We start from the raw sequence: 26567 nt of genomic DNA, 5'->3' as shown, positions 1-26567 counted from the left end.
TGTCGTCCCTGCGAACGCAGGGACCCATAACCACCGGCTTCAATTGGGTTAGGCGATCCATCCACGCGATGGTGCGGCGATGTACTATGTCTATATTCTCGCCAGCGGCCGTCACGGTACGCTGTACATCGGTGTGACCAACTCGTTACGGACGCGGCTCGAGCAGCATCGCAAGGGCGAAGGCTCGGAGTTCGTGAAGAAGTACGGGGTGTTTCGGCTGGTCTACGTCGAAATCTACACTGTTGCTGCGGAAGCGGTCACCCGCGAGAAGCAGCTCAAGCGCTGGAAGCGTGATTGGAAAATCGAACTGATCGAGCGCGACAATCTTGAATGGCGCGATCTCAGCGACCTGATCTCCTAGCGTGCCTCAAACCCCTCCCTGTGGTTATGGGTCCCTGCGTTCGCAGGGACGACACCGGTTATGGAGCGGCAGACGGGTCAAGCCGATGAATGGCCGCGCGCGCTACACCATCTGCTCGGCGACCATCATGTAGTTCACGTCCATGTCGGTCGACAGGCTCCAGCGGTCGGCGAACGGGCTGTAGACCACGCCGCTCTGCTCGGTGATGACCAGACGGTTGTCGAGCAGGTATTTGGTCAGCTCGTCCGGCGTGACGAACTTGCTCCACTCATGCGTGCCGCGCGGCAGCCAGCGCAGCACGTATTCGGCGCCGACGATGGCGAGCGCAAAGCTCTTCCAGTTGCGGTTGAGGGTCGAGACCACCATCATGCCGCCCGGCTTCAGCACCGCGGCACAGCGGCCGAGGAAGGCGCTGACGTCGGTGACGTGCTCGACGACCTCCATCGCCAGCACGATGTCGAAGCGCTCGCGCGGGTCCATCTCCTCGATCGTGGTGCAGCGGTAGTCGATCGACAGATGACCCTTCTCGGCATGCAGCCTGGCGGCGGCAATGTTGCTGGCCGAGGGGTCGACGCCGACGACCTGCGCGCCCAGCCGCGTGAACGGCTCGCACAGCAGTCCCGCGCCGCAGCCGATGTCGAGCATGCGCAGCCCCGACAGGCAGTTGAGGCTCTTGGCGTTGCGCTCGAATTTCCGGCAGGCGGCATCGCGGATATAGGTCAGGCGCAGCGGGTTGATCTTGTGCAGGGGCGCCATCTTGCCCTTGGGGTCCCACCACGTCTCGGACAGTTTCGAGAACTTCGCGATCTCGGCCGGATCGACGGTCGAGCCGGAGGGAACAGAAGTGCTGCGGGAATCCTGAGGCATTGTCATCGCTGAATACTCAATGATCGAAGCTGCGGCGCCGTACCGGGCTAACGCGCCGTGATGGCGTTCCGGAACGCCAGCGGCTCCGCGATGGTCGAAATGGTTTCCTTGCCCTCGCCCACACCCAAGATGGTGACATCGCCGTAATTGAGAACCCGTCCCATGATGGTCTGGTTGACGTCGACGCTCTCGACCTTGTCGAGAGCCATCTCGAAGGTACGGCGCTTGATGAAACCGGTTTTGTGCACGACACGGCGATTGGTGACGTCCGTCTCGGTGGTCAGGCGATGGAACCAGGCCCGGACCGTCCAATACAGGGCAACAATGGCGATGACGGCGGCGGTGGCCAGGCACAGCAGAACCAGATTGTCGTTCACGGTCATGCGGGAGAGGACGAGCAATCCAAACACGACGATCCAGGCCCCGATCGCCGGCAGGTAGAACATCCAATGTGCATTGGTCGAATACAGCACCTTCTCGCCGGGTTGCAGGATTTCGTCGATGTAACGCGCCATTCCAAAGCCTCTACCTGACCCTGTCACCACAAGGAACCGTCTTGCCCCCAGCCGCGGCGCTATGTATACGCGCGTTTCGGCTGGCGCGCCTCCGGTTTCGCGCCCAGCCGGTCAACTTATCCTCCTGATGGGAATGAGCGCGTCGTCATGGGTCGCCTCGTGCTGAAATTCGGCGGCACATCCGTCGCCAACATCGACCGCATCCGCAACGTCGCGCGCCACGTCAAGCGCGAGGTCGACGCCGGTCATGAGGTCGCCGTCGTGGTCTCGGCCATGTCCGGCAAGACCAACGAACTGGTCGCCTGGTGCACCGAGGCGTCGCCGATGCACGATGCGCGTGAATACGATGCCGTCGTGGCCTCGGGCGAGCAGGTCACGTCCGGCCTGCTGGCGATCGTGCTGCAGAGCATGGGCATCCAGGCCCGCTCGTGGCAGGGCTGGCAGATCCCGATCAAGACCAGCGACGCCCATGCCTCGGCGCGAATCGTCGATATCGACGGCTCCGAGCTGATCCAGCGCTTTCGCGACCGCAAGGAGGTCGCGGTCATCGCCGGCTTCCAGGGCATCAACGCCGAAACCGGGCGAATCACCACGCTCGGCCGCGGCGGCTCGGACACCTCCGCGGTGGCGATCGCGGCCGCCATCAAGGCCGACCGCTGCGACATCTATACCGACGTCGACGGCGTCTATACCACCGACCCCCGGGTGGTGCCGAAGGCCAAGCGGCTCGACAAGATCGCCTTCGAGGACATGCTGGAGCTGGCGTCGCAGGGCGCCAAGGTGCTGCAGGTCCGTTCGGTGGAACTGGGCATGGTGCACAACATGCCGATCTTCGTCCGCTCCTCATTCGACAAGCCCGAGGATATCGACCCGCACGCCAACCAGCCGCCGGGGACGCTGATCTGCAGCGAGGAACAAATCATGGAAAATCACGTCGTGACCGGCATCGCCTTCTCCAAGGACGAGGCCCAGATCTCGGTGCGCCAGATCGAGGACAAGCCGGGCGTCGCCGCCTCGATCTTCGGACCACTGGCGGATGCCAATATCAACGTCGACATGATCGTCCAGAACGTCTCCGAAGACGGCAAGACCACCGATCTCACCTTCACGGTGCCGGCCACCGATTACAATCGCGCGCGCGAGACCATCACCGCGGCCAAGGACAGGATCGGCTATCAGCGCCTGGATACCGCGACCGACGTCGCCAAGGTCTCGGTGATCGGATCGGGCATGCGCAGCCATGCCGGCGTCGCCGCCAAGGGATTCGCCGCGCTCGCCGCCCGCAACATCAACATTCGCGCGATCACGACCTCCGAGATCAAGTTCTCGGTGCTGATCGACGCCGCCTACACCGAGCTCGCCGTCCGCACGCTGCATACGCTCTACGGACTGGACCAGGCCTAGAAAATCCTCCTCCGCGACCACACCTGTCCCGTTCTGTGACAGCGGGACGGGCCGGAGATCGTTCGAAAGCCGTTGACGCCGCCCGCGGTGGCAGGCGTTTTGCTTGGCAAAACAAGCCCTAATTCGCTATACGCCATCGCAGGATGGCAGCCGCAAACTGTGCTCCAGTGAAGGTTGTTCTGGTTCGGGCCGGCACTCTGAGCGTGCGATAGTGCCGAATCGAGAAAGCTGTTCGATGCCGCGAGTTTAGCGCCAGATCCGGCCGCGTGCCGGGCTGGCCCCAGGAAGGGGGATTGTGCCACATGCGAAGCGCGTCGGGAGGCCCCCGCGTCCTGCTCAGACGGCTTCGCGAGACCATGGCGGAGCAGGTCTCGGCACAGGAGCGGCTCGACAAGATCGTGGTGCTGATCGCGGCCAACATGGTCGCGGAGGTCTGCTCGGTCTATGTGCTGCGCGTCGACAACACGCTCGAGCTCTATGCCACCGAAGGTCTGAACCGCGACGCCGTGCACATGACCGTGCTGAGCGCGCATGAAGGTCTCGTCGGCCTCGTCGCCAGCGAAGCGACGCCGCTCAACCTGAACGACGCGCAGAGCCATCCCGCCTTCTCGTATCGGCCGGAGACCGGCGAAGAGATCTACCACTCCTTCCTTGGCGTGCCGATCCTGCGCGCCGGCAACACGCTCGGCGTGCTGGTGGTGCAGAACCGAGCCAAGCGCACCTATGTCGAGGAAGAGGTCGAGGCGCTGCAGACCACCGCGATGGTGCTCGCCGAGATGATCGCCTCCGGCGAGCTCGCAGCACTGGCGCAGCCCGGCGCCGAGCCGGCGGCGCGGCACTCGATCCACAAGACCGGCACGGTGCTGTCCGATGGCATCGCGCTCGGCCATGTCGTGCTGCACGAGCCGCGCGTCGTCATCAACAACTACATCGCCGAGGACCTGCCCAAGGAGATCAAGCGGCTCGACGCCGCGCTGCTCAAGCTGCGCGCCGACCTCGACCGCATGCTGGAGCGCGGCGACGTCGCCGATGGCGGCGAGCACCGCGAGGTGCTCGAAGCCTATCGCATGTTCGCCAACGACCAGGGCTGGTCGCACAAGCTGCACGAGGCGGTGGCGACCGGCCTCACGGCGGAAGCCGCCGTCGAGCGCGTGCAGTCGGACACCCGCGCCCGCATGCTGCGCTCGACCGATCCGTATCTGCGCGAGCGGCTGCACGACCTCGAGGATCTCGGCTACCGGCTGCTACGTCAGCTCGTCGGCCAGGACCACGCGCCGCGGCGCGAGCACCTGCCGGACAACGCCATCCTGATCGCACGCGCGATGGGTCCGGCGGCGCTGCTCGACTACGACCGCAAGCGGCTGCGCGGCCTCGTGCTCGAGGAAGGCACCGCCAATTCGCACGTCGCGATCGTGGCGCGCGCACTCGGCATTCCCGCCGTCGGCGAGGTGCCGAACGCGCCGGGCATCGCCGATCCCGGCGACGCCATCATCGTCGATGGCACCTCAGGCTCGATCTATGTGCGCCCGTCGTCGGAGATCGAATCCGCCTATGCCGAGCGGGTGCGCTTCCGCGCCCGCCGTCAGGCGCAATATGGCGAGCTGCGCAACAAGCCCTGCGTGACCAAGGACGGCCAGCCGGTCGAGCTGATGATCAATGCCGGCCTGGTCATCGACCTGCCGCACATCGAGGACACCGGCAGCGCCGGCATCGGCCTGTTCCGCACCGAGCTGCAATTCATGGTGTCCGCCAGCCTGCCGCGCTCGAGCGACCAGCTGGCGCTGTATCGCACGGTTCTCGACGCCGCCGGCCACAAGCCGGTCACGTTCCGCACCTTGGACATCGGCGGCGACAAGGCGCTGCCGTACATGGAGACCGTGATCGAGGAGAATCCGGCGCTCGGCTGGCGCGCGATCCGCCTCGGCCTCGACCGTCCGGGCCTGCTGCGCGGCCAGATCCGGGCGCTGCTGCGCGCCGGCGGCGGCCGCTCGCTGCGCATCATGTTCCCGATGATCTCGGAAGTCGCCGAGTTCGACACGGCCAAGGCGATCGTCGAGCGCGAGCTGACCTATCTGCGCCAGCACGGCCATACGCTGCCGGAACGCGTCGACGTCGGCACCATGCTCGAGGTCCCGGCGCTGCTGTATCAGCTCGACGAGCTGCTTTCGAAGGTCGACTTCATCTCGGTCGGCTCGAACGACCTGTTCCAGTTCCTGTTCGCGGTCGATCGCGGCAATGCCAAGGTCTCCGAGCGCTTCGACACGCTGTCGACGCCGATCCTGCGGGCGTTGCAGCAGATCGTGCACAAGGCCAAGGCCGCCAAGCGGTCGGTGTCACTGTGCGGCGAGATGGCCTCCAAGCCGATCGGCGCATTGGCGCTGATCGCGCTCGGCTACCGCTCGCTGTCGTTGTCGGCCACCGCACACGGCCCTGTGAAGGCGATGATCCTCGAACTCGACGCCGGCAAGGCGGCGACGAAGATGGCCGAATGGCTGGCCGCGCCGGCCGGCAGCTTCTCGATGCGGCAGAAGCTGACCGAGTTCGCCGAGAGCGAAGGCCTCGCGCTGTAGCGGGTCTGTCGCGGCCTGCGCGTCTTCCGTTCGTATCGTTTGCTCCTAGAACAGATTGCATCATGTCGTCGCTTCCCCAAGCCAAACTGGATGTCCTGCTCGCGCATCACGCCTCGCTCGAGGCGGAGCTGCTCGGCCAGGTCAATTCCGACCGCTACGTGCAGATCACCCGTGAGCTGGCCGAGCTCAATCCGCTGATCGACGCGGTGAAGGCCTATCGCGCCGGCGTCAAGGAGCTCGCCGACACCGAGGCGCTGATCGCCGATCCCGCCACCGATGCCGAAATGCGCGCGATGGCCGAGGCCGAGCGCGACGAACTGATCGCGCGCCGCGGCGAGCTGGAGCAGAAGATCCGCGTCGCGCTGCTGCCGAAGGATGCGATGGACGACCGCAACGTCGTGCTCGAAATCCGCGCCGGCACCGGCGGCGACGAGGCCTCGTTGTTCGCCGGAGACCTGTTCCGGATGTATGAGCGCTTCGCCGCCCTGCAGGGCTGGAAGGTCGAGGTGGTCTCGGCCTCCGAAGGCACCGTCGGCGGCTACAAGGAGATCGTCGCCGAAGTGCAGGGCCGCGGCGCCTTCGCCAAGCTGAAGTTCGAATCCGGCGTGCACCGCGTGCAGCGCGTGCCCGACACCGAGACGCAAGGCCGCATCCACACCTCGGCGGCGACAGTCGCCGTGCTGCCCGAGGTCGAGGATGTCGACGTCGACATCAAGCCGGACGACCTGCGCATCGAGACCATGCGCGCGCAAGGCGCCGGCGGCCAGCACGTCAACAAGACGGAATCGGCGATCCGCATCACCCATATCCCGACCGGGATCGTCGTGATGATGCAGGACAGCCGCTCGCAGCACAAGAACCGCGCCTCCGCGATGAACATCCTGCGCTCGCGCATCTACGACGCCGAGCGGCAGAAGGTCGACGCGGCCCGCTCGGCCGAGCGCAAGGAGAAAGTCGGCTCGGGCGACCGCTCGGAGCGCATCCGCACCTATAATTTTCCGCAAGGGCGCGTCACCGACCACCGCATCAACCTGACGCTCTACAAGCTGCCGCAGGTGATCGCCGGCGAAGCGCTGGGCGAACTCATCGACGCGCTGACGACCGAGCACCAGGCCGCGCAGCTCGCCGCGCAAGGTGCTGCGGCGTGATGCGCACCGGCGCATTGCAGGAGGCGATGCGACGCTGCCCCGACACAAACGGTGTCGTCCCGGCGAACGCAGGGACCCCTAACCACCGGCCTTCGTGGCTGTCACAGAAGGCAACTCCGACCGCCCGTCCCGCCACGGCACGGCGTATGGCTCCCCGCGTTCGCGGGGATGACGCGTGGAGGGAGTTTGCGCGATGACCGGCCTCATCGCCGGCGTGACGATCGATGCCGCCCGCCGTGCCCTGGCCGCGCGCTTTGCAGATGCGGGCCTCGACTCGCCCGAGCTCGATGCGCGGCTGCTGGTCGGCCATGCGCTGCAGCTCGACCTCACCGGGCTCGTGATGCACGGGAGACGACAGCTCTCCCATGACGACGCGCAGCGCCTGGAAACGCTGGTGCAGCGCCGGCTGGCCGGCGAACCGGTCGCCCGCATCCTCGGCACCAAAGAGTTCTGGGGCCTGGACCTGCGATTGTCGGCCGACACGCTGGTGCCGCGGCCGGACACAGAGACTGTCGTCGAGCTGGCACTGGAACATCTCGCGGCCGGCGGCGACCTGAAGCGTCGCTTGCGCATCGCCGATCTCGGCACGGGCTCCGGCGCGATCCTGCTGGCGCTGCTGTCCGAGCTGCCGCGGGCCTTTGGACTCGGTACCGACATCAGCTTGGCCGCGCTGACCACCGCGCGGGATAATGCGCGCGCGCTCGGATTAGCCGACCGCGCCGGCTTCGTCGCCTGCTCCTACGCCGCAGCGCTGTCTGCGGGTTTCGACCTGATCGTGTCGAACCCGCCCTACATCCCATCGTCCGAGATCGGTGCGCTCGACGTCGAGGTGCGCACTCATGATCCGCTGCGCGCCCTGGACGGGGGCAAGGACGGGCTCGACGCCTACCGCGCGCTGATCCCGCAGGCGGCGGCCCTGCTGCGGCCGGACGGCGCTGTCATCGTGGAGGTCGGGCTTGGCCAGAGTGACGAGGTCGCTGCATTGATGGTGAGGGCTGGCCTGACGGCCGATTCCTCGACGATCCGGGCCGATCTGGCCGGTATTCCCCGAACCGTCATGGGCCTAAAAAAGCTCCGGTAAAGGTCGGGGAATGCAGAAAAAGCTCTTGGAATATCCCCCGGGAGCGACTACGTTCCATCCATAGCACCGGTGCAGGCCACGACGAGCGGTATTCACGGAACACCGCCGCGGTCAGATGCCAGAGAGCCGCGCCGGGCGATAGGTTCCAGAACGCAGATCTGCTGAGCGCGAGAGCCCGGATGGCTGCGCAGCCCGCGACTGCAAAGCGAACGAAAGCCTGACTTTGCACTTGAGGTCTTACGCTAAGCAAACTGGGTCGGTCGTGGCGCATGTCGCCTTGGCTGGCTGAATGACGTGGTTCGCCGGTCCCAGGGGCTGGCGGGTGGGGAACGCGTTTTGAACGCGCTTTTGTCGAGAGAATCGGCTGTCGATCACATCGGCATGGGTCAAACCGGCATGTCGGAACCGACATGGGTCGGATGGGACCATTTGGACCGCGCGCGAGGCGTCCGAGCCCGGCGAAGGTATTTCAATACACTCTCGGTATTCCGATAACAATCAGTGCTCAGACAATCGGTGCTCCTAACGCAGGGTTGGAATAAAGGCAGGACATGAGAAACGGTCAGAACAACAAGCGGATGCGCAACCGGAACAGCGGCGGTAACAACAACAATAACCGGCGCGGCCAGAATCCGCTGACCCGGGTGTTCGAGTCCAATGGACCGGACATCAAGATCCGCGGCACTGCCTCTCATGTCGCCGAGAAATATGTCCAGCTTGCCCGCGACGCCCGCTCTTCGGGTGACCCCGTAGCCGCCGAGAACTACTACCAGCACGCCGAGCACTATTTCCGCCTGATTGCCGCCGCGCAGGAGCAGTTCCGCCAGAATCAGCCGCAGCAGCCGCGCAACACCGAGGACCTGACCGTCGACGACCTCGACGATGACGGTGAGAGCTTCTCGCATTTCGGCCAGGAGCCCGGCTTTGTTCCGGCCCAGCCGCAGCCTCAGCCCCAACCCTTCATGCGCGACCGCGAAGGCGGCCAGCGCGAGCGCGGCGACAACCAGCCCTATCAGCGCGAGCAGCAGCCGCGCGAGCACCGCGAAGCGCGTGAGCATCGCGAGCCGCGCGAACACCGCGAGCCGCGGGAACACCGTGAACCCCGCGAACATCGCGAGCGGGAGCCGCGCGAGCACCGGGAGCGGCCGCAGCCCGTCCAGTACCAGCCGCAGCCGCAACCCCAGCCCGTCATCGCCGACAGCGGCGTCGATCGGCTGCCGTCCTTCATCACCGGTCCGCAGCCGCAGATCGCCAATCCCCCGGCCGCCTTCGAGGGCGCTGCCGAGCGCTATCCGCGGCGCCGCCGGCGTCCGCATGGTCCGCGCGCTGAAGCAGCCGCTGCTGCACCGGCGCCGAGCGAGGACCTCAATCCGGGCGAATAGCGATTACCCTCCATCATGACGAAACGGGTGGGCTCTTGAGCCCACCCGTTTTTTTGCGCGGGAAGCGCGCAGGAAAACGGCCCGGGATCATGCTTCGCGCGACGGCGGACCGACCTCGCGGCGACCGGCGCCACCGGATCCGGGGGCCGACGGTGACGGCGCCAGCACCGGTTCGAGCCGCGGGATCAGCCGAATGCGCTCGCGGCGCGCCGGGATCACCCGGTAGACCTGCTTGGTCGCCTCCACGATGTGGACACCGGCGAACGGCAGCGACAGCGCCGCGCCGACGCGCTCCCAGGCCATCGCCGATTTCAGGAACCAGCCGCCGACCGGAGGCATGAACAGCGCCTCGCCCCAGCCGGTCGGCGTGAACCAGGTCTGCCGCAGCAGTTGCGTGATCTGCGAGCGCGAATAGGGCCGGCCATGGCCGAACGGCGTGTTGTCGGTCCGCGTCCAGACGCCGCGCCGGTTCGGGATCACGATGATCATGCGTCCCGCCGGCGCCAGCACCCGCCACATCTCGCGCAGCAGCCCGGCCGGGTCGTCCGACATCTCCAGCGCATGCACGATCAGGATGCGGTCGATCGCCGCATCGGGCAGCGGCAGCGAGAACTCGTCCACCAGCGAGGCCAGCGTCGGCCGCGCCGTCGGCCATTTCAGCACCCCCTGCGCCGCCGGCATGAAGGCGATGCAGCGTTCGGAATCCTCGCGGAACAGGCCAAGATAGGGCGTGGGATAGCCGACGCCGAGCACCCGCTGCCCGGCCGCGCTCGGCCAGCGCGCGCGGATACCGCGGTTGATCAAGAGCCGCGCGACGATCCCGAGGCGACCCGAATAGAAATTTCGCAGATCGATCACGTCCATGACGTCAATGTATCATGCGAGCGCGCGCTGCCGCGCGCCGAATATTGCGTTGCGCCTCCAGCGTTAACGCCATATCTCTGCGCGGGACATCGGAGGCCGCCCCGCAGCGCTGCGCCCGGGCTCCGCTTCCACGACCTTCTGGCATCGCGAGCGCGACCATCGTGCCTCGCCCGGTCCCGCCGACGGAGACATCATGGCCGCCGACATCCGCGCCTTCACCTGCCTGTCCGACAATTTCGGCTATCTGATCCATGACCCCGCGACCGGTGCGACTGCCTCGATCGACGCCCCCGAGGCCGGACCGATCGTCCGGCAATTGGACGCCGAAGGCTGGAGGCTCACCGACATCCTGATCACGCATCATCATCACGACCATGTCGGCGGCGTCGCCGAGCTCAAGCAGAAATATGGCTGCCGGGTGGTCGCGCCCCACGACAAGACGACGGCGATCGCCAACGTCGATCTGCGAGTCGCCCATGGCGATGTCGTGAAGATCGGCGAGTTGCTCGCGCGCGTGCTGGAAACGCCGGGCCATACGCTCGACCACGTCTCCTACGTGTTCGATGCCGACAAGGCGCTGTTTGCGGCCGACACGCTGTTCTCGGTCGGCTGCGGCCGCGTGTTCGAGGGCACCTATCCGATGATGTGGGACTCGCTTCTCAAGCTGCGCGCGCTGCCGGACGACTTCCGGCTCTATTGCGGCCACGAATACACAGCCTCGAACGTCAAATTCGCCCTCACCGTCGACGGCGACAACGCGGCGCTGAAGGCTCGCGCCGAGGAGGTCACGCGGCTGCGTGCCGCCAACCGGCCGACCATTCCGTCGCTGCTGGGCGACGAGAAGACCGCCAACGTGTTCCTGCGCGCCGACGATCCGGCCGTCGCAGTGCGGCTGCGCATGAAGGGCGCCAGCGCCGAGCAGGTATTCGGCGAGTTGCGCGAGCGCAAGAACAAGTCGTAACGGCGAGGACGACGATGGCCACGCTCTCGGCTGCCGACATCATCGCGCGTCTCGGCCTGCAGCCTCATCCGGAGGGCGGACATTTTCGCGAGACCTTCCGCGATCCGGCCGTCGACGCCTCCGGCCGCGCCGCATCGACCTTGATCTATTTCCTGCTCGCGCGCGGCGAGCGTTCGCATTGGCACAGGGTCGACGCGGTCGAGACCTGGCACTTCTATGCCGGTGCGCCGCTGACCTTGCGGATCGCCGCCGAAGGCCAGGCGCCGCAAACGACGACGCTGGGCATCGACCTCGCAGCCGGCCAGCAGCCGCAGGCGGTGGTGCCCGCCCATGCCTGGCAGGCCGCCGAGAGCGCCGGCGATTGGACGCTCGTCGGCTGCACGGTGGCGCCGGGCTTCATGTTCGAAGGATTCGAGCTTGCGCCGCCCGGCTGGGAGCCGGAGGTCTGAGTCAGGCGCTCGCGCCGGCGACCTTCGCGGCCGGCTCGGCGAAGCGCTGGCGCTCCTGGGCGAGGAAGCCGGAAATCGCGTCGGCCGGCATCGGCTTCGCGAAGTAGTAGCCCTGGATGTAGTCCGCGCCCAGACGTCGCAGGCTGTCGAGCTGCTCCTTGGTCTCGACACCCTCGACGACGCACGAAATTTCCATGTCGGCGCAGAGGCCGGTCAGCGACTTGATGATCTTGTGGCTGATCGGGTTGGCGTTGACGTCGCTCACGAAACTGCGGTCGACCTTGAGCTTGTCGAGCGGCAGCCGGTGGACGTGACTGAGCGACGAGTAGCCGGTGCCGAAATCGTCCAGCGAGATGCCGCAACCGATCGCCTTCAATGCCGCGATCGACTGCTCGGCGCGGGCGAAGTCGAAGGTGACGGCGGTCTCGGTGATCTCGAACTCGATGCGGCGCGGCGGCACGCCGCTGGCATGGATGACCGCCAGCAGCGGCAGGACGCCATCCGGCGAACAGATGTCGTGCGCGGAGAGATTGAACGACACGCGAATGTCGTCCGGCCAGGTCCGCGCGGCGGCGAGCGCCTTGACCAGCAGACAACGCGTCAGGCTGCGGATGACGCCGATCCGCTCGGCGGCCGGGATGAAGCTTGCGGGCGACACCGTACCCAGCTTGGGGCTGTGCCAGCGCGCCAGGACCTCGAATCCGGTGGTGCGCGAATTCATCGCGTCCATGATCGGCTGAAACGCCAGGTCCATCTCGGCGTCGAAATCGGCCGTGCGCAACAGGTGCTCGATCACGCTGCGGCTACGGATCTCCGCCTCGAGCTCGGTCGAGAAGATGATGGCCTGGCCGCGGGCGCGGCGCTTGGCGTGGTAGAGCGCATAGTCGGCGCATTCGTACAGCGCATCCGCAACCATGGCCGAGCGCGGATACAACGCAAAGCCGGTCGAGCACGACAGGCCGGTATGGGTCGTGTCGAACTGATAGGGCAGCTTGATGAGGTCGGTGATCTGCCGTCCGAGGTTGAGCAGATCGTCGTCCGTGGGATTGCCGGCGACCACCAGTCCGAACTCGTCGCCGCCGAGCCGGGCGAGATGGACCTGGCCGCCATGGCCGGCACAGGCGTCGCGGATGCGGCGCGCGGCCTCGATCAGCACGCGGTCGCCGACCGTGTGCCCATAGGTGTCGTTGATCGGCTTGAAGCCGTCGAGATCGATGATGCCGACGGCGAGCCGCGTGCCGTCCCGGTCGGCCTCGGCGAAAGCTTGCGTGAGCTCCGAGAAGAAGCGACGGCGATTGGGCAGATCGGTCAGCGAATCCAGATTGGCGAGGCGGAAGTTTTCATCCGACAGCGCTTGCGTCGCCGCCTGCTCCGCGAGCAGCGATTTGCGGCTGGCGACGAGCGCGGCGAAATCCCGATAATAGATGAACAGCACCGTGACCATCGCGCCGGACACGAGCAGCTGATTGACCGCGATCGCCCGCAGCGCGTGAACGCCCGTGGACATGAAGAAGATGACATAGGGCACGATGACCACGAGGGTCACGATCAGGGCTGCGGAGCGCAGGTGCATCAGGCAGAAGATGATGCCGATGACCGTGACCGCCATGTAGAACGCGACCTGCCCCTTGGCGAATGGGTCGCCGTAGGGAAACAACGCGAAGGACCAGACGACGAACAGCGCCCCGATCGGGCCGGCAATCCGGTTGGTGACACGCAGGTTGCGCAGCACCTCGGCGTCGCTGCTGGCGGCCTCGCCCTGCCGCAGCCACCACAGCATGCGCGCGCCGGTAATCGTCGATAGCAACGCCGGCACGGAAATCGTGAGCCACGTCGGCGCCAGCGGAAGGAACGTGTAGGCGAGCGCCAGGCTGTTGGTGATGAGAATGAAATAGAGCAGCGGCACCTGCTTGGAGAACGCCTGGAACTGCGCGCGCGTCAGCTCGGGACTGTCGGCGGGAACGCGAAACAACTCCCCTGCGCGGGCCATGTAACGTCTCACGTCCGGCATTGCCGCCCCGTTGTCAGCACCATTTCGCAGGGACTATCGCTCAGCACGGGTAAAGGGCGGGTTAGGTGCAGACCGCGCCAAACTGTAATCGGCGGTTGTGAGCTACCGGCCGGCGCGCCGGTTTTGCGCACGATTAAGTGCGCATCAAGGATAACCGGCGGATTCGGACCGCCGTGCCGAGTCCGCATGCGAGCCGGCCCCGCCTGACGTCGCTCGACCTGATGCGGTCAGCGCTTGCGCAGGAGGAACATGTCCTTGGCCGCGACCAGACCGCCGCCGGCAATCAGCAGTGCGGCCACCGCCAGGGTGGCGCTCGGTCGGGCATAGCCGGCAACGATCAGGAAAGCCGTCGACAGCAGCGGCGTCGCATAGGATGCGGCACCGAGCACGCGAATGTCTCCGCGCTTCATCCCGATGTCCCAGGCATAGAACGCGGCGCCAACCGGGCCGATGCCGAGACCGGCAACAGCGAGCCACTGCGTCGGGCTGTCGGGCCAGACCGTTCGCTCGACCGCAACATGGACCAGGGCCGCGAGCGCGGACGTCGCCATGCAGAAGCCGGCGACGGCATCGGTCGGCACCGCCTTCAGACGGCGCGAGAGCACCGAATAGATCGCCCACACGAACGCCGCGACGAAGGCGGCCGCGAGCCCCGGCAACTGGCTCGCAGCGAAGCTCGCACCGTTGCCGAGCAACAGCAGCGCGGTGCCGACAAGCCCGATCACGGCGCCGGTCACGTGATGAACCGCGAGCCGCTCCCCCGGCAGAAAGGCCGAAAATAGCACGATCAGCAGCGGCCAAAGATAGTTCAGCAGCCCGGCTTCTGCCGGCGGCGCGAAGCGCAGCGCCAGGAAGTACAGCGCGTGATAACCGAACAGCCCGCCGACGCCCACGGCCCACGCCGTCAGCGGCTGCCGCAGCACCCGTAGCCCGTCCGGTCGGCGGACCAGACTGAGCAGGCCGACCGCGCCGCCGATCGCGAAGGTCATCGCCGCAAGCTGGAAGGCGGGGATCGTGCCAGTTGCCACCGTCAACAAGGCGAGCAGCGACCACATCAGGATCGCGGTCAGACCGATCAGGGTCGCATTGCGCTGGGACATCAGGCGGCAGGCTCCGTCACGGCCGGCTCATGCCGGCCACCCACGCCTGCGTCCGTGCGGGGAGCGTCCAAGACGTGAATGCCCGCGGCGAGCGCGGGCATCAGGTTTTCCTTAACCGCAGATGGTGGCCGGAGGCAACGCCGCCGGCGAGGCTCACACCATGTACTGGCCGCCATTGACCGACAGCGTCGAGCCGGTGATGGCTCCGGCCTCATCAGCCGCGAGGAACACCACGGCGCGCGCGATCTCCTCGGGCTCGCCGAGGCGCCCCACCGGAATCAGCGGCAGGATGGCTTTCTCGAGCACGTCCTTCGGCACCGCCTGCACCATCTCGGTGTTGATGTAGCCCGGGCAGATCACGTTGACGGTGACGCCGGCCTTGGCCGTCTCCAGCGCGAGCGCCTTGGTGAAGCCGATGTCGCCGGCCTTCGCCGCGGAGTAGTTGACCTGGCCGAACTGGCCCTTCTGGCCGTTGATCGAGGAGATGTTGATGATGCGGCCGAACTTGCGCGCGCGCATGCCCTCGATGACCGGGCGGGTCATGTTGAACAGCGAGCCGAGATTGGTGTTGATCACCGCGCTCCACTGCTCGAGCGTCATCTTGTGGAAGGCCGTATCACGGGTGATGCCGGCATTGTTGATCAGCACATCGATGGGACCGAGATCGGCTTCGACCTTCTTGATGCCTTCGCCGCAGGCCTCGAACGAGCTGACGTCCCATTTGTAGACGGGGATCTCGGTCTCGCTCTTGAACTTCTCCGCCGCGGCATCGTTGCCGCCGTAATTCGCCGCGACCTTGTATCCAGCCGCCTTCAGCGCCTTGCTGATCGCCGCTCCGATACCGCGCGTTCCCCCCGTCACCAACGCTACACGTGCCATGTCGAATCCTTCCCTCGATGACTGATCGCACAGGACAACCTCTGGCTGTCGCCGCGCTTGCCGTTGTTATTGGATCATGAACCTCCGCGCGACGATCAACTTGCCGCACGACCGTCCATGCTCGCTCAACTCCATTTTTTTAGTGGTCGATTATGCGACGTGTTTGACGGACATCAAGAACAAAACGCCCGGCGAGATCGCCGGGCGTTGATCTTTAGTTGAGCTGGACGCGATTGCGAAGGCTGAACGGTTCGCAGTCACTGCCGGGTTTTTAGTCGCGTGCAACGCACAGCGCGATGCCCATGCCGCCGCCGATGCACAGCGTGGCAAGACCCTTCTTCGCGTCGCGCTTCTGCATCTCGTGCAGCAGAGTCACGAGCACGCGCGCGCCGGACGCACCGATCGGATGGCCGATCGCGATCGCGCCGCCGTTGACGTTGACCTTGGCCGGATCCCAGCCGAGATCCTTGTTCACCGCGCAAGCCTGCGCGGCGAACGCCTCGTTGGCTTCGATCAGGTCGAGGTCGGCGATGTTCCAGCCGGCCTTCTTCAGCGCCGAACGCGACGCCGGGATCGGGCCGGTGCCCATGATCTTCGGGTCGACGCCGGCCTGGCCCCAGGACACGATCCGCGCCAGCGGGGTCTTGCCCTCCTTGGCCGCCTGCTTGGCGGTCATCAGCACCACGGCAGCCGCGCCGTCATTGATGCCCGACGCGTTGCCGGCGGTGACCGTGCCGTCCTTCTCGAACGCCGCACGCAGCTTGGCCATGGCCTCGATCGTCGCGCCATGACGCGGATATTCATCGGTGTCGACCACGGTGTCACCCTTGCGGCTCTTGACCGTCACGGGTGCGATCTCGTCCTTGAACCTGCCGGCCTTCTGAGCCGCCTCGGCCTTGTTCTGCGATGCAACGGCGAACTCGTCCTGCTGCGCGCGCGTGATCTGATATTGCTTCGCAACGTTCTCGGCGGTGTTGCCCATGTGATAGCCGTTGAAGGCGTCCCACAAGCCGTCCTTGATCATCGTGTCGACCAGATCGAGCGAGCCCATCTTCACGCCGGCGCGCAGATATTGCGCGTGCGCCGCCATGCTCATCGACTCCTGGCCGCCGGCGACCACGATGTCGGAGTCGCCATTGACGAGCGCCTGGTAGCCGAGCGCCACGGAGCGCAGGCCGGAGCCGCACAGTTGGTTGATGCCCCAGGCCGGACTCTCGACTGGAATGCCGGCGGCGATCGAAGCCTGGCGCGCCGGGTTCTGGCCCTGCGCCGCAGTCAGGATCTGGCCCATAATGACCTCCGAGACGCGGCCCGGCTCGACGCCGGCGCGCTCCAGCGCGGCCTTGATGGCCACCGCCCCCAATTCATGAGCCGGGACACTGGCGAAGGCACCGTTGAAACTTCCAACCGCGGTGCGGGCGGCGCTGACGATGACGACATCGTCTGACATGAGCATCTCCTGGGGTTCTTGATCTTGGACGTGAAAGCGAGGGCTTGAGACTCGAGGGTATTTGAAATGAAAATGATCTTTTCAGTTCACGGTCGTGCCGGCCCTCCGCAAGCCCCGGATTGGCGAGTGCGCAACCTTCGTCCTTCATCCTGTTAACGTCGTTGCGACATGTCAATTGGCGGCATCAGCAATTCCTGCTGCAGCGCATTCAAATTGGGATGCTTGGCCGTTTCGTGAGCAAGATTTCTGCTGCGGGATTAACCGTTCCGCACAAAACCGTAGCCGAACTCGCTCGAAAGTGATTACGTTATTGCATTGCGTAGCTCTTCGCCCTGCGGCGACGCCGCCGGGTTCCCTGTTCTCGGTTTGCATGTGTGAGCTCATGGCGAAATCTGACCAACCCACCACAATCAAGAAATACGCGAACCGGCGGCTCTACAATACCGGGACGAGTACCTACGTGACCCTCGAAGATCTGGCCTCGATGGTTAAGAACGGGGAGGATTTCCTAGTCTACGACGCCAAGACCGGCGACGACATCACGCGGTCGGTCCTCGCACAGATCATCTTCGAGCAGGAGAACAAGGCCGGTCAGAACCTGCTGCCGACCACGTTCCTGCGCCAGCTGATCCGCTTCTACGGCGACAGCATGCAGATGGTGGTGCCAAAGTACCTTGAGCAGTCGATCGATACCCTGACCCGGGAGCAGGAGAAGTTCCGCAAGCAGATCGCCGACACCTTCAGCGGGACGCCGTTCGCGCCGCTCGAGGAGCAGGTGCGCCGCAACATGGAACTGTTCCAGCAGACGTTCTCGATGTTCAAGCCGTTCACGCCGCCGGTGCGCGCCGACGAGAAGGCCGCCGAGCCGGCCCCGGCCGCCGACGACAACATCGACGAGCTGCGCCGTCAGATGAAGGAAATGCAGGACCGGCTCGATCGCATGTCGGAGCCGAAGAAGGACGAGCAGCAAGGCTGACGCCGAAGGCCGGCGGCTGATCAACCCGCCGCCGGCAGCTCCACCCTGCCGTTACCGATCCACGGCCGATCGACCGAGGCGAGGCCAATCACCCGGCCCTGGATGTAATCGCAGCCCCAGTCGCGCAGCAGCCCGACCGACGCCTCGTCCTGCACCCATTCCGCGACCGTCTTGATCTGCAGCCGTCGCGCCAGCTCGACCAGCGTCTGCACGAAGGCGCGGTCGTCAGCCGAGCGCACGAGATTCTGCACGAAGGCGCCGTCGATCTTGACGATGTCGACGCCGAGCTTGCGCAGATTGCGGAACGAGGTGTGCCCGGCGCCGAAATCATCGATGGCGATTCGGCTGCCGAGATCTTTCAGCCGCGTCACGAAGCCGCGGAGATCGTCGACGTCCTGGATCTCGACCGTCTCGGTGATCTCGACGATCAGCCGTTCGGCGACCCCAGGATGGGCGCGCATCATGGACTCGATCGAGGCCCACCAGTCCGGATCCATGGTGGTCTCAGGCGAGATGTTGAGGCTCAGGGTGACGTCGGGCGTGCTCGCGAGCTCCGCCACCACCAGCTCCAGAATGCGGTGATCGACCAGACGGATCAAACCGAGCCGTTCGGCGACTGGGACGACGTCCGGCGCCAGCAAGGCCCGGCCGTCATCCTGGCGCATCCGCACCAGGCATTCATAGAAGGCGGGCGCAAGCGTGTTGGCATTCACCACCGGCTCGAACGCTGTGACGATGCGCCGCTCATTGAGCGCGGTCACGATCTCGTCGGTGACGCGGATGTTGACCTTGCGCTGTGCGTCGCGCTCCACGTTCGGCCGCCAGGTCGAGAACGATCCGATGCGGCGGCGCTTGGCGGCGTCGAGCGTCTCATGGGCGCGGTTGACCGCTTCCTCGACCGAGCGGGCGTGACGGGGAACGCTCACGGCGCCGATCGTCGCGGTGACGGCGACCGGACCTGACTTGGTCGGCACCACCTCGTCGCGCACGGTCGCGAGAAAGCGCTCGGCCGCGGTGGTCATGTCGTCCATCGTGCAGTTCTTCAGGATCAACCCGAACTTGTTGCCCGAGAACCGCCCGAGCGTGTCGCCACCGCGGAGCCGGCCTCGGATGCGCTGGGCGATCTCCAGCACGACGCCGTCGGCGACGTCGAAGCCGAAGGCGTCGTTGATGCGCGCGAGATGATCGATGCCGACCAGCATGAAGGCGCAGGAGAAGCGGAACCGCTGCGACTCCTCGATCACCTCGGCAAGCGTCGCCAGCAGATGCGTTCGGTTCAGCTCGCCGGTCAGCGGATCGTGCCGTGACAGCTTGAGCAGCTGCTCCTCGCGGGCGTGGCGCTCGTTGTTGATCCGCACGATGCCCTGGGCACGCAAGGGCCGCCCATCGGGGCCGGCGAACCAGCAGCCGGTCTCCTCGACCCAGATCAATGGCGCACCGGCGTGGGTGCGCACGCCATATTCGATCCGGTACGGCGTGCCGGCGGCGCCATGCAGCGGCGCCGCCTGGTGCATGATCTCGGAGCGGATGCTGCGGTCCGGCTCGATGAGCTTGCTGAATTCGGCGCCGTTGCAGAGTTGCGGCAGCGGAACGTCGGCAAACACCGCCCCGACGTGATCGCTCCAGACGATCACGTCGCTCGCCAGATCCCAGACGAAGGCGGCTTGGCCCAGGGACGCCAGGATCATCGCGGTCTGTGGCAATTCGGATGTCAAGGTCGCCTCGTTTCGGCACAGGCCGGCAGGACCGGCGCTGATTTGGGAACGGCCAGCGCGCATCCGCGCGAGCGGCGGCGGCCGAGTTCGCGAATCAGACTACGCATCTCTGGTTAACGGAGAGCATGCCGAGGCGACGAGCGCGTGTCCGAGACGCGTCAACCATGTTTGGAACATGCAGCGCTCCAGAGCGCTTGGAACGGCATTGCTCTTGCGAGATCGAGGAGCGAAAGGCTCCGGCGTCCCAGAACGTGACAATCGCGCCGGCGGTGGTTGGACAATGTTAACGATTGATCAGGACGGCGATCGCCTGGATGGGTCGGAGCAGACCTCCCGCTCCGTGACGCTGCTGCCGAGCGATGCGAGCCATGACCTTCGCGCGCGGATCGTTCGCGCAGCACGCCCCGACGCCGGCTTCGTGACCCATCTGATCGCGACCGCCGAGCAGCTGCCGCAAACCCGCACGCTCAGGCGCGCGGCGGTTGCCGACGTCCACAGTGCCTATGCGGCGAGGCTTCAGCCGGTCACGCGTGCCGGCGGCCGGACCCGAGAAATGATCTGAGCGGCGCGCTCCTGCGCCTCAGGGCTTCGGCGCGTCGGGTTTGGGCGGCTCTGGAGCGCCCGGAGCAGCGGTCTCGGTCTCCTTTGCCTCCGCGACCCAGCCGGTCGTCGGAGCGGGAGCCGGCCGGGGGACCGAGCGGTCGAGCAGCACGGACTCGGCGACCGAAGCAGCAGCCGGCACGGCATCGATCGGCTCTTCAACGACGGGCGCGGCAGCATCCGCCTTCTGAACCTCCGCCTGCTCAACCTCCGCCTTGGCCGGTTCTTTGACCGATTCTCTGGCCGGCTCCTCGATCGGCTGAGGTTCCGAATCAGGCACGGTCGCTTCGGCCGGCGCCGGCACGGAAGCGGGAGCTGCGACGACTGAGCGGGCGGCGCGCTTGGTGCGCAGCGAGACTCCGCCGAAGAAATCGACCATCGCCAGCAGGGTCAGCAGCAGGAAGGTCGAATTCCCGAACTTCTGCCACATCGCGAATTCCGCCGCGGCGCCGCCGAAGACCAGCAGCGACAGCAGATGATCGGTCAGATATTTCCCGTTCGGCTTCGCCGCCTTGATGATTTCGAGCAGCAGCAGCAGCACGCCCAGGGCCAGCAGCATGTCGCCGAGCGAGATCGTCCAGACCTCGCCGGACGGAAGCTGAAGGCGCAGCAGCGTCTCGCTGAACGCGACCCCCGGCATCAGGAAGACGATCATGTTGTAGATCGCCAGCGGGATCAGCAGCAGCGGGAAACCGACCATGGACATCGGTTGAAGCCTTGGATGGCGCGGGCGGCGGCCCGGCGCAAAGTCAATCGGTGCGAAGATGAGACAGCGAGACGGGATCACGCGGCACAGATACGCAACGGTCCCGGCGAATCACGTCGCACGGGACCGCTTTCAACCCCATCGATGGCCGAATTCGGGCAGCTTGGAAAGCGGCCCGCGCGGACAATCAGGCGTCTTTCTTCTTCAGGACCTGGCGGCCCTTGTACATGCCGGTCTTCAGGTCCAGGTGGTGCGGACGACGCAGCTCGCCGGAATCCTTGTCCTCGACATAGGTCGGCTTCTTGATGGCGTCAGCCGAGCGGCGCATGCCGCGGCGCGACGGCGAAGTTTTTCTTCTGGGGACGGCCATATCGGTATCCTCTAGGGTATTTTTGCAAGGCATCGTCCGCAAAGGACGGCTGCAGCCATGAAGCTGGCGAGCCCGGATGCCGATCAAGGCCGCGCTTATAGAGGAAGGGGTGCGGCATGGCTAGGGCTCTCCGAGGCATTTTTGGCCAAAATTGCGCCCGCTCGGACCTCACCGCCGCTCCCCCCAGCAGGCCTGCAGGCTGGAGGCCTGGGCCCGCACCATGTAGGTCGCCGACAGCCGCCGCACACCCGGCCCCGGGGCCCGGGCGCTGCGCCGGACGGGGTTCGGCAGGATCGAGGCCATCAGCGCCGCCTCGCGCGGCCCTAAGCCAGCTGCCGAGCGGTTGAACGCGTAATTGGCGCCCGCCTCCACCCCGAACTGGCCGCTGGGACCGAGCTCGGCGATGTTGAGGTAGATTTCGAGGATGCGCCGCTTGCCGAGGACGAGGTCGATCCACAGCGCCAGCGGCAGTTCCAGCGCCTTGCGAACATAGCTGCGGCCCTGCCACAGGAACAGGTTCTTGGCGACCTGCTGGGTGATGGTCGAGCCGCCCCGCGAGACCTCGCCGTCCTCGGCATCGTCCATGACCTCGCGCAGCGCGCCCCAGTCGATGCCGTGATGGCTGCAGAATTTGGCATCCTCCGCGGCCACCACCGAGCGCGGCAAATACGGCGACATCGCCGAGAGGTCGATCCAGTGCCGCGTCACCGGCTGCCCCGTCACCGACCGCCACAGCATCAGGGTCGAGACGGGGTGACCCACGGCATAGAACGGCGTCAGCGCATAGGGCACGAGCAGCACCAGCACGGCGATCACGAGGATGGTTCTGACGGTACGCAAGGGCAGGCGCCGCTCGGTTGGGACCACCGCGGGGGCGGACAATTGGCCGGGATTATCCGACATCTCGATGTGGTTTCCTGCTTTTTTCCGCCGTTACGGCCGAAAGCCGCCACCGCTCCGGCAATTGACGAAGTCGCCGCCATCAACGATTGTCCGGCGAATTTTGCCCCTGGAGCTCTTGTTAAATGACTGCGACGGCCCTCACCGACTTCACCCAACGCCTGGACAAGACCGCGGAAGAGACCGAAGCCCTGCTCGGCGAGCTCCTCGGCGATGCGCCGCTGGCGGACGAGATCATCAGGCCGAAGCGGCTGATCGAGTCGATGCGCTATTCGAGCCTGAACGGCGGCAAGCGGCTGCGCCCGTTCCTGGTGGTCGAGAGCGCCGCCGTGTTCGGCGTCCCGCGCAAGGGCGCGCTGCTGACCGGCGCGGCGCTCGAATGCATCCACTGCTACTCGCTCATCCACGACGATCTGCCGGCGATGGACAATTCCGACCTGCGGCGCGGCCGCCCCACGCTGCACAAGGTCTATGACGACGCCACCGCCATCCTGGCCGGCGACGCGCTGCTGACCATCGCCTTCGACATCATCACCCGCGACGAGATCCATCCCGACGCCGGCGTCCGCCTGGCGCTGACCCGGGCGCTTGCCCGCTGCGCCGGTGTCGGCGGCATGGCCGGCGGCCAGATCCTCGACCTCGCCGGCGAGGGCCGGTTCGGCGACAGTGGCCCGGTCGACGTCGCCCGCGTCCAGCAGATGAAGACCGGCGCCCTGCTCCGCTTCGGCTGCATCGCCGGCGCCCTGCTCGGCCAGGCCTCGGCGGCCGAGTACCAGGCGCTCGACGACTACGGCCGCGCGCTCGGCGAAGCCTTCCAGATCGCCGACGACCTGCTCGACGTCGAGGGCGATGCCGCCACCCTCGGCAAGCCGGCCGGTGCCGACGCCGAGCTCGGCAAGACCACCTTCGTCACCCAGCTCGGCGTCGAGGGCGCCAGGCAGCGCGTCCGCGACCTGCTCGCCCGCGGCGATGCCGCGCTATCGGTCTTCGGCGCCAAGGGCGACGTGCTGCGGGCCGCCGCGCACTTCGTCGCCGAACGCAAGAGCTGAGGCGAGGCATTGGGCGGAGTCCATCCCGACGATCCGGACCTCGCCCGCTTCACGCGGCTGCCGGCTGCGCTGCGCGTCATCTATGCGCGGCCGCGCACCTTCATATCGCTGGGCCTCGCGATCGTTGCGTTCTTCCTGCTGCCGCCGGCACTCCGCCTGATCACGCGGCTCCTGATCAGCTGGGACATCTTCACCGCGCTCTACCTCGTGCTGGTCGCGGCGATGATGCTGCGCAGCGAGCATCATCACATCCGCCGCAAGGCGGTCATGCAGGACGACGGCCGTTTCGTGATCCTGCTGGTCACGGCGCTCGGCGCCTTCGCCAGCATCGCCGCGATCGTGCTCGAGCTCGGCGCTTCCAAGCGCGACGCTCCGGCGCTGACGCTGGCGCTGCTCACCGTCTCGCTGTCCTGGGCCGCGGTGCATGCGACCTTCGCCCTGCACTACGCCCATGACTACTACCGCGGCGCCAAGCCCGGCGGCCTGCAATTCCCCAGCGGCGACACGGACGAGCACGCCGACTACTGGGACTTCGTCTACTTCTCCTTCATCATCGGCATGACCGCCCAGGTCTCCGACGTCGGCATCACCGACAAGATCATCCGCCGCACCGCGACCGTGCACGGCATCATCTCGTTCGTCTACAACACCGCGCTGGTCGCCCTGATGGTCAACATCGCCGCCAGCGTAATCTCGTCCTGATCAGTTGCACACCTCGACGCTGGCATTATTGGCCGGGCCGCCGCCGCCGCGATATTCCAGCCGGCAGCCGGGCCTGACGGCGCGGCACAGATAGGCGTCGCAATAGATCTGCCCGCCCGACTTCGGCCGGGCGGCTTGCGTCTGCGGCCTGGTATAGCCTGGGGCCGCCCCGACGCCGAGACCGCCACCACCTCCGATCCCAACCCCGACGCCCGCACCGGGAGCCGGCATCGGCAGGCCGGCATCCGGCGCCGCACGGGCGCGGCGGCGCGACGGCACATCTTCGTCGCTGCCATCGCGCTTGGCGACCGGCTTCCTGTCGCGCCGCTTCTCGCATTCATTGTCGTCGTTGACGAACGAACCCTCGGCGCAAACGATGCGGGTGCAGCGGTCGCCGTCCGGCTTGGTGCCATGCTGGCAGACCAGCGGGCAGACGCGCGCCTGCTTGAGCTTGATCGCCTGCAGCGCATCGGCCGAGGCGGCCTGGGTATCGAGCTTGGTGCCCGCATAGCGGTTGAACTGCGACAGCGAGCGGCGCGAGGCCGAGCCCCAGTCGCCATCGGCATCCTCGGTGAGGCAGCCGACGCGGCGCAGCTCGAGCTGCACCGACTTGGCGAGATCAGCGGGCTGCGCGGCCGGGGTGAGCGAGGCGACCTGGCCCTGCTGCGGTGCTGCGGGCGTGGGCGCGCCGGGCGAGGTCGCCGCGCGCGGATTGTCGACCGCAGCGAGCTGCTGCTCACCGCGCTTCTTCTCGGCTTCGGCCGCCTGCTGCTGCGCGACCTGATTGGCCTTCTCAGCGACAATCCGAGCCTGCTCCGCCGCCCTGGCCTCGGCCTCCGCCTTGGCGAGCGTCTCCTTGCGCGCGCCCTCGGCGGCGAGCCGCGCCCGCTCGGCCTCGGTGGCGCGGGCCTTCTCGGAAGCGGCGGCGCGATTCTCCTCGGCGGTGAGCTTGTCGAGCTGCAACTTGGCGAGGCTGGCGTAGAATCCGTCGGGATATTGCGCCAGGAAGGCGTTCAGCGCGCCCTTGTTGCCGACCTGCATCGCGAGCTCGTAGTCGCGCCGGACGTCGGCCTGCGGGCTCGGCGGCGGCGTCACCGGCATCTGTGTCACGACGCGCGGCACGCCAGGGACCAGCGGCACGTCCTCGCCGCCGAGCGAGCCGTACACGAACGGCTCCTGGCGGTTGGCGGTCGCTTTCAGCACCTCGTCGCGGACGAAGCCGAACGCCTTGCGGACGTCGAGGCCGGGGGTCGCGATATGCCGCGACAGCGCTAGCGTGAATGGCGAGTTCTTGCCGTCGCCGTCCTGCGCGGTCGAGCCGGCCTTGGCGGAATAGGCGATCAGCGTATTTGGGCTGGTCGGCTCGACCTTGGCGAGGCCGCGGCCGAGGCTGCGGGTCGCCACCGTCCGCTGCATGTTGCGGGTGAACGGGTTGTCGCGGCAGGCGTCGAGAATGACCAGGCGCAGCTTCTTCGCCGGCTCGACGGCGACCAGAATACGGTCGAGCGACAGCGTCTCGTCATAGACGTCGGTGTCACGCTCGAGCCGGGCGTCGATCGGGATCAGATAGTTCGCCCCTTCGACCTCCATGCCGTGGCCGGCGTAGTAGACCACCGCAATATCGGCATCGCGGGCGGCGTCGGCGAAATCGCGCAAGGCCCGCCTGGTCTCCCGCGCGGTCAGATCGCGCCGGTAATCGACGACATCGAAGCCCGCGCTCTTGAAGGTCGCCGTCATCACCGCGCCGTCATTGGCGGGGTTCGTCAGTTGCGGCACGTTCTGATAGGCGGAATTGCCGATGACGAGCGCCACTCGCTTGTCGGCGAGCGCGGGGTGGCCGACCAGCAGCAGCGCTCCCGCCAGGATGTAACCGCCTAATCGAAGTGACCAAGACATCGTACCTACCCCATACCGCTGGGAGACCTGCTGGGACCTGCCTATCAGAGTGCAGCCCATTGGGCTTGTGACCGGGATCACGCAGATTTATTCCCGATCGACCTGGCCTCGGCCATTATAGTCTGTCGCTGGCGCAATGACGCCAGTTCATGCCTTGCCAAGCGCCGTTTTGCATCGAAAATGCGATCCTTGTTTGTCCAGGTTCCCAGGGAGTTGGCCGTGAGCACAGACCGTTCCACCGTCGAGGCCGTCGTTCAGGGATATTTCGATGCGCTCTACGAGGGCGACGCCGACAAGCTCGGTGCCGTGTTCCACCCCACCGCGGACCTGCGCTGGGTCGAGAATGGCGAACTCAAGATCCTGACCGTGCCGGACTGGCTGGCCTGGGTGCGCAAGCGCCCATCGGCCAAGGCTGAGGGCAAGCCGCGCGAGGACTTCATCGTCACCATCGATCGTTCGGACGACAAGACGGCCTTCATCAAGGTGCGCTGCCAGCTGCCGCCGCGCTATTTCACCGACTATCTCGTGGCGATGAAACTGAAGGACGGCTGGCAGATCGTGTCGAAGTCCTACCGCTACGACCTCCGGGATTGACGCCGGCGCGACGACGC

25 protein-coding genes are annotated in these 26567 nt (G+C 66.4%); 13 read left to right on the top strand and 12 right to left on the bottom strand.

The window, feature by feature from the left end:
• Positions 1-79: 79 nt before the first annotated feature.
• Complete coding sequence (locus tag QW861_RS16445; RefSeq protein WP_316170998.1) at positions 80-361, top strand: GIY-YIG nuclease family protein; 282 nt, start codon at positions 80-82, stop codon at positions 359-361.
• 102 nt (positions 362-463) lie between these two features.
• On the opposite strand, the gene ubiG is transcribed toward QW861_RS16445, so the two are convergent.
• Both ubiG and QW861_RS16435 read right to left on the bottom strand, forming a co-directional pair.
• Positions 464-1228, bottom strand: coding sequence for a bifunctional 2-polyprenyl-6-hydroxyphenol methylase/3-demethylubiquinol 3-O-methyltransferase UbiG (gene ubiG / locus QW861_RS16440; RefSeq protein WP_409977941.1), 765 nt, complete (start codon positions 1226-1228; stop codon positions 464-466).
• Positions 1229-1275: 47 nt separating this feature from the next.
• Positions 1276-1743: a PH domain-containing protein gene (locus tag QW861_RS16435; RefSeq protein WP_315715189.1), complete on the bottom strand. Its 468-nt coding sequence runs from the start codon at positions 1741-1743 to the stop codon at positions 1276-1278.
• A 147-nt stretch (positions 1744-1890) separates the two neighbouring features.
• On the opposite strand from QW861_RS16435, the gene QW861_RS16430 reads away from it, so the two are divergent.
• The 5 genes from QW861_RS16430 (at position 1891) to QW861_RS16410 (ending at position 9328) form a co-directional block, all read left to right on the top strand.
• Entirely contained in the window at positions 1891-3147 is a 1257-nt protein-coding gene (locus QW861_RS16430) for an aspartate kinase (RefSeq protein WP_315715188.1), read from the top strand.
• A 302-nt stretch (positions 3148-3449) separates the two neighbouring features.
• Positions 3450-5717, top strand: a complete 2268-nt coding sequence (gene ptsP / locus QW861_RS16425) for a phosphoenolpyruvate--protein phosphotransferase (protein ID WP_315715187.1) — start codon at positions 3450-3452, stop codon at positions 5715-5717.
• A 62-nt stretch (positions 5718-5779) separates the two neighbouring features.
• Complete coding sequence (gene prfA, locus QW861_RS16420; protein ID WP_316193274.1) at positions 5780-6865, top strand: peptide chain release factor 1; 1086 nt, start codon at positions 5780-5782, stop codon at positions 6863-6865.
• Positions 6866-7058: 193 nt separating this feature from the next.
• Complete coding sequence (prmC, locus tag QW861_RS16415) at positions 7059-7946, top strand: peptide chain release factor N(5)-glutamine methyltransferase (RefSeq protein ID WP_316193273.1); 888 nt, start codon at positions 7059-7061, stop codon at positions 7944-7946.
• A 551-nt stretch (positions 7947-8497) separates the two neighbouring features.
• Positions 8498-9328, top strand: a complete 831-nt coding sequence (locus QW861_RS16410; protein WP_315751931.1) for a DUF4167 domain-containing protein — start codon at positions 8498-8500, stop codon at positions 9326-9328.
• Positions 9329-9415: 87 nt separating this feature from the next.
• Here the strand turns inward: QW861_RS16410 and QW861_RS16405 are convergent, their stop codons facing one another.
• Positions 9416-10192, bottom strand: a complete 777-nt coding sequence (locus tag QW861_RS16405) for a class I SAM-dependent methyltransferase (RefSeq protein ID WP_315751930.1) — start codon at positions 10190-10192, stop codon at positions 9416-9418.
• 193 nt (positions 10193-10385) lie between these two features.
• Between QW861_RS16405 and gloB the strand changes: the two genes are divergently transcribed.
• Positions 10386-11153 (top strand): hydroxyacylglutathione hydrolase, encoded by a 768-nt coding sequence (gene gloB / locus QW861_RS16400; RefSeq protein ID WP_316166271.1) that lies wholly within the window; start codon positions 10386-10388, stop codon positions 11151-11153.
• A gap of 14 nt (positions 11154-11167) precedes the next feature.
• Entirely contained in the window at positions 11168-11602 is a 435-nt protein-coding gene (locus QW861_RS16395) for a cupin domain-containing protein (protein ID WP_315715181.1), read from the top strand.
• Between the two features lies 1 nt (position 11603).
• On the opposite strand, the gene QW861_RS16390 is transcribed toward QW861_RS16395, so the two are convergent.
• The 4 genes from QW861_RS16390 to QW861_RS16375 form a co-directional block, all read right to left on the bottom strand.
• On the bottom strand, positions 11604-13613 hold the full coding sequence (locus QW861_RS16390) for a putative bifunctional diguanylate cyclase/phosphodiesterase (RefSeq protein ID WP_316193272.1): 2010 nt from the start codon (positions 13611-13613) through the stop codon (positions 11604-11606).
• Between the two features lie 227 nt (positions 13614-13840).
• Entirely contained in the window at positions 13841-14713 is an 873-nt protein-coding gene (locus QW861_RS16385; protein WP_315751928.1) for a DMT family transporter, read from the bottom strand.
• Positions 14714-14866: 153 nt separating this feature from the next.
• Positions 14867-15592, bottom strand: a complete 726-nt coding sequence (locus tag QW861_RS16380; RefSeq protein WP_315825544.1) for a beta-ketoacyl-ACP reductase — start codon at positions 15590-15592, stop codon at positions 14867-14869.
• Positions 15593-15863: 271 nt separating this feature from the next.
• Positions 15864-17042, bottom strand: coding sequence for an acetyl-CoA C-acetyltransferase (locus QW861_RS16375; protein WP_315715177.1), 1179 nt, complete (start codon positions 17040-17042; stop codon positions 15864-15866).
• Between the two features lie 382 nt (positions 17043-17424).
• On the opposite strand from QW861_RS16375, the gene phaR reads away from it, so the two are divergent.
• A complete protein-coding gene (gene phaR / locus QW861_RS16370; RefSeq protein ID WP_315715176.1) occupies positions 17425-18018 on the top strand; it encodes a polyhydroxyalkanoate synthesis repressor PhaR in 594 nt (197 codons plus the stop codon).
• 20 nt (positions 18019-18038) lie between these two features.
• Here the strand turns inward: phaR and QW861_RS16365 are convergent, their stop codons facing one another.
• Positions 18039-19706: a bifunctional diguanylate cyclase/phosphodiesterase gene (locus QW861_RS16365; protein ID WP_316193330.1), complete on the bottom strand. Its 1668-nt coding sequence runs from the start codon at positions 19704-19706 to the stop codon at positions 18039-18041.
• A gap of 367 nt (positions 19707-20073) precedes the next feature.
• On the opposite strand from QW861_RS16365, the gene QW861_RS16360 reads away from it, so the two are divergent.
• The gene (locus tag QW861_RS16360) at positions 20074-20295 is read left to right on the top strand and encodes a hypothetical protein (protein WP_315715175.1); all 222 of its coding nucleotides are present in this window, start codon (positions 20074-20076) and stop codon (positions 20293-20295) included.
• 18 nt (positions 20296-20313) lie between these two features.
• On the opposite strand, the gene QW861_RS16355 is transcribed toward QW861_RS16360, so the two are convergent.
• From QW861_RS16355 to QW861_RS16345, 3 genes are all read right to left on the bottom strand, one after another.
• On the bottom strand, positions 20314-21039 hold the full coding sequence (locus tag QW861_RS16355; RefSeq protein WP_315751925.1) for a hypothetical protein: 726 nt from the start codon (positions 21037-21039) through the stop codon (positions 20314-20316).
• A gap of 187 nt (positions 21040-21226) precedes the next feature.
• Positions 21227-21409: a 50S ribosomal protein L32 gene (rpmF, locus tag QW861_RS16350; protein WP_006610266.1), complete on the bottom strand. Its 183-nt coding sequence runs from the start codon at positions 21407-21409 to the stop codon at positions 21227-21229.
• A 168-nt stretch (positions 21410-21577) separates the two neighbouring features.
• Complete coding sequence (locus QW861_RS16345) at positions 21578-22249, bottom strand: transglycosylase domain-containing protein (protein WP_315751924.1); 672 nt, start codon at positions 22247-22249, stop codon at positions 21578-21580.
• 185 nt (positions 22250-22434) lie between these two features.
• Here QW861_RS16345 and QW861_RS16340 point away from each other — a divergent pair, with 185 nt between their 5' ends.
• Positions 22435-23358, top strand: coding sequence for a farnesyl diphosphate synthase (locus tag QW861_RS16340; RefSeq protein WP_315751923.1), 924 nt, complete (start codon positions 22435-22437; stop codon positions 23356-23358).
• Positions 23359-23367: 9 nt separating this feature from the next.
• A complete protein-coding gene (locus QW861_RS16335; protein WP_316193271.1) occupies positions 23368-24060 on the top strand; it encodes a DUF1345 domain-containing protein in 693 nt (230 codons plus the stop codon).
• Here QW861_RS16335 and QW861_RS16330 read toward each other — a convergent pair whose 3' ends face one another.
• Positions 24061-25956 carry a caspase domain-containing protein gene (locus QW861_RS16330; RefSeq protein ID WP_316193270.1) on the bottom strand — a complete coding sequence of 632 codons (1896 nt, stop codon included), beginning with the start codon at positions 25954-25956 and terminating at the stop codon, positions 24061-24063.
• A gap of 219 nt (positions 25957-26175) precedes the next feature.
• On the opposite strand from QW861_RS16330, the gene QW861_RS16325 reads away from it, so the two are divergent.
• Positions 26176-26550, top strand: coding sequence for a nuclear transport factor 2 family protein (locus QW861_RS16325; RefSeq protein WP_315756871.1), 375 nt, complete (start codon positions 26176-26178; stop codon positions 26548-26550).
• Positions 26551-26567 lie beyond the last annotated feature (17 nt).

Source organism: Bradyrhizobium sp. SZCCHNRI1029 (genome assembly GCF_032487555.1).
In the GTDB taxonomy this organism is placed as follows: domain Bacteria; phylum Pseudomonadota; class Alphaproteobacteria; order Rhizobiales; family Xanthobacteraceae; genus Bradyrhizobium.
Note: the sequence above shows the minus strand (reverse complement) of the source record. Positions and strands in the feature narration are given on the sequence as shown.

What these genes read in the sequence shown, in the direction of transcription:
- rpmF (WP_006610266.1), bottom strand. Translation starts at nt 21,409, where the DNA reads ATGGCCGTCCCCAGAAGAAAAACTTCGCCGTCGCGCCGCGGCATGCGC.
- prfA (WP_316193274.1), top strand. Translation starts at nt 5,780, where the DNA reads ATGTCGTCGCTTCCCCAAGCCAAACTGGATGTCCTGCTCGCGCATCAC.
- QW861_RS16435 (WP_315715189.1), bottom strand. Translation starts at nt 1,743, where the DNA reads ATGGCGCGTTACATCGACGAAATCCTGCAACCCGGCGAGAAGGTGCTG.
- QW861_RS16340 (WP_315751923.1), top strand. Translation starts at nt 22,435, where the DNA reads ATGACTGCGACGGCCCTCACCGACTTCACCCAACGCCTGGACAAGACC.
- gloB (WP_316166271.1), top strand. Translation starts at nt 10,386, where the DNA reads ATGGCCGCCGACATCCGCGCCTTCACCTGCCTGTCCGACAATTTCGGC.
- phaR (WP_315715176.1), top strand. Translation starts at nt 17,425, where the DNA reads ATGGCGAAATCTGACCAACCCACCACAATCAAGAAATACGCGAACCGG.
- QW861_RS16395 (WP_315715181.1), top strand. Translation starts at nt 11,168, where the DNA reads ATGGCCACGCTCTCGGCTGCCGACATCATCGCGCGTCTCGGCCTGCAG.
- QW861_RS16430 (WP_315715188.1), top strand. Translation starts at nt 1,891, where the DNA reads ATGGGTCGCCTCGTGCTGAAATTCGGCGGCACATCCGTCGCCAACATC.
- QW861_RS16330 (WP_316193270.1), bottom strand. Translation starts at nt 25,956, where the DNA reads ATGTCTTGGTCACTTCGATTAGGCGGTTACATCCTGGCGGGAGCGCTG.
- QW861_RS16375 (WP_315715177.1), bottom strand. Translation starts at nt 17,042, where the DNA reads ATGTCAGACGATGTCGTCATCGTCAGCGCCGCCCGCACCGCGGTTGGA.
- prmC (WP_316193273.1), top strand. Translation starts at nt 7,059, where the DNA reads ATGACCGGCCTCATCGCCGGCGTGACGATCGATGCCGCCCGCCGTGCC.
- QW861_RS16355 (WP_315751925.1), bottom strand. Translation starts at nt 21,039, where the DNA reads ATGTCCATGGTCGGTTTCCCGCTGCTGCTGATCCCGCTGGCGATCTAC.
- QW861_RS16385 (WP_315751928.1), bottom strand. Translation starts at nt 14,713, where the DNA reads ATGTCCCAGCGCAATGCGACCCTGATCGGTCTGACCGCGATCCTGATG.
- QW861_RS16405 (WP_315751930.1), bottom strand. Translation starts at nt 10,192, where the DNA reads ATGGACGTGATCGATCTGCGAAATTTCTATTCGGGTCGCCTCGGGATC.
- QW861_RS16445 (WP_316170998.1), top strand. Translation starts at nt 80, where the DNA reads ATGTACTATGTCTATATTCTCGCCAGCGGCCGTCACGGTACGCTGTAC.
- ubiG (WP_409977941.1), bottom strand. Translation starts at nt 1,228, where the DNA reads ATGCCTCAGGATTCCCGCAGCACTTCTGTTCCCTCCGGCTCGACCGTC.
- QW861_RS16380 (WP_315825544.1), bottom strand. Translation starts at nt 15,592, where the DNA reads ATGGCACGTGTAGCGTTGGTGACGGGGGGAACGCGCGGTATCGGAGCG.
- QW861_RS16390 (WP_316193272.1), bottom strand. Translation starts at nt 13,613, where the DNA reads ATGCCGGACGTGAGACGTTACATGGCCCGCGCAGGGGAGTTGTTTCGC.
- ptsP (WP_315715187.1), top strand. Translation starts at nt 3,450, where the DNA reads ATGCGAAGCGCGTCGGGAGGCCCCCGCGTCCTGCTCAGACGGCTTCGC.
- QW861_RS16365 (WP_316193330.1), bottom strand. Translation starts at nt 19,706, where the DNA reads ATGATCCTGGCGTCCCTGGGCCAAGCCGCCTTCGTCTGGGATCTGGCG.
- QW861_RS16410 (WP_315751931.1), top strand. Translation starts at nt 8,498, where the DNA reads ATGAGAAACGGTCAGAACAACAAGCGGATGCGCAACCGGAACAGCGGC.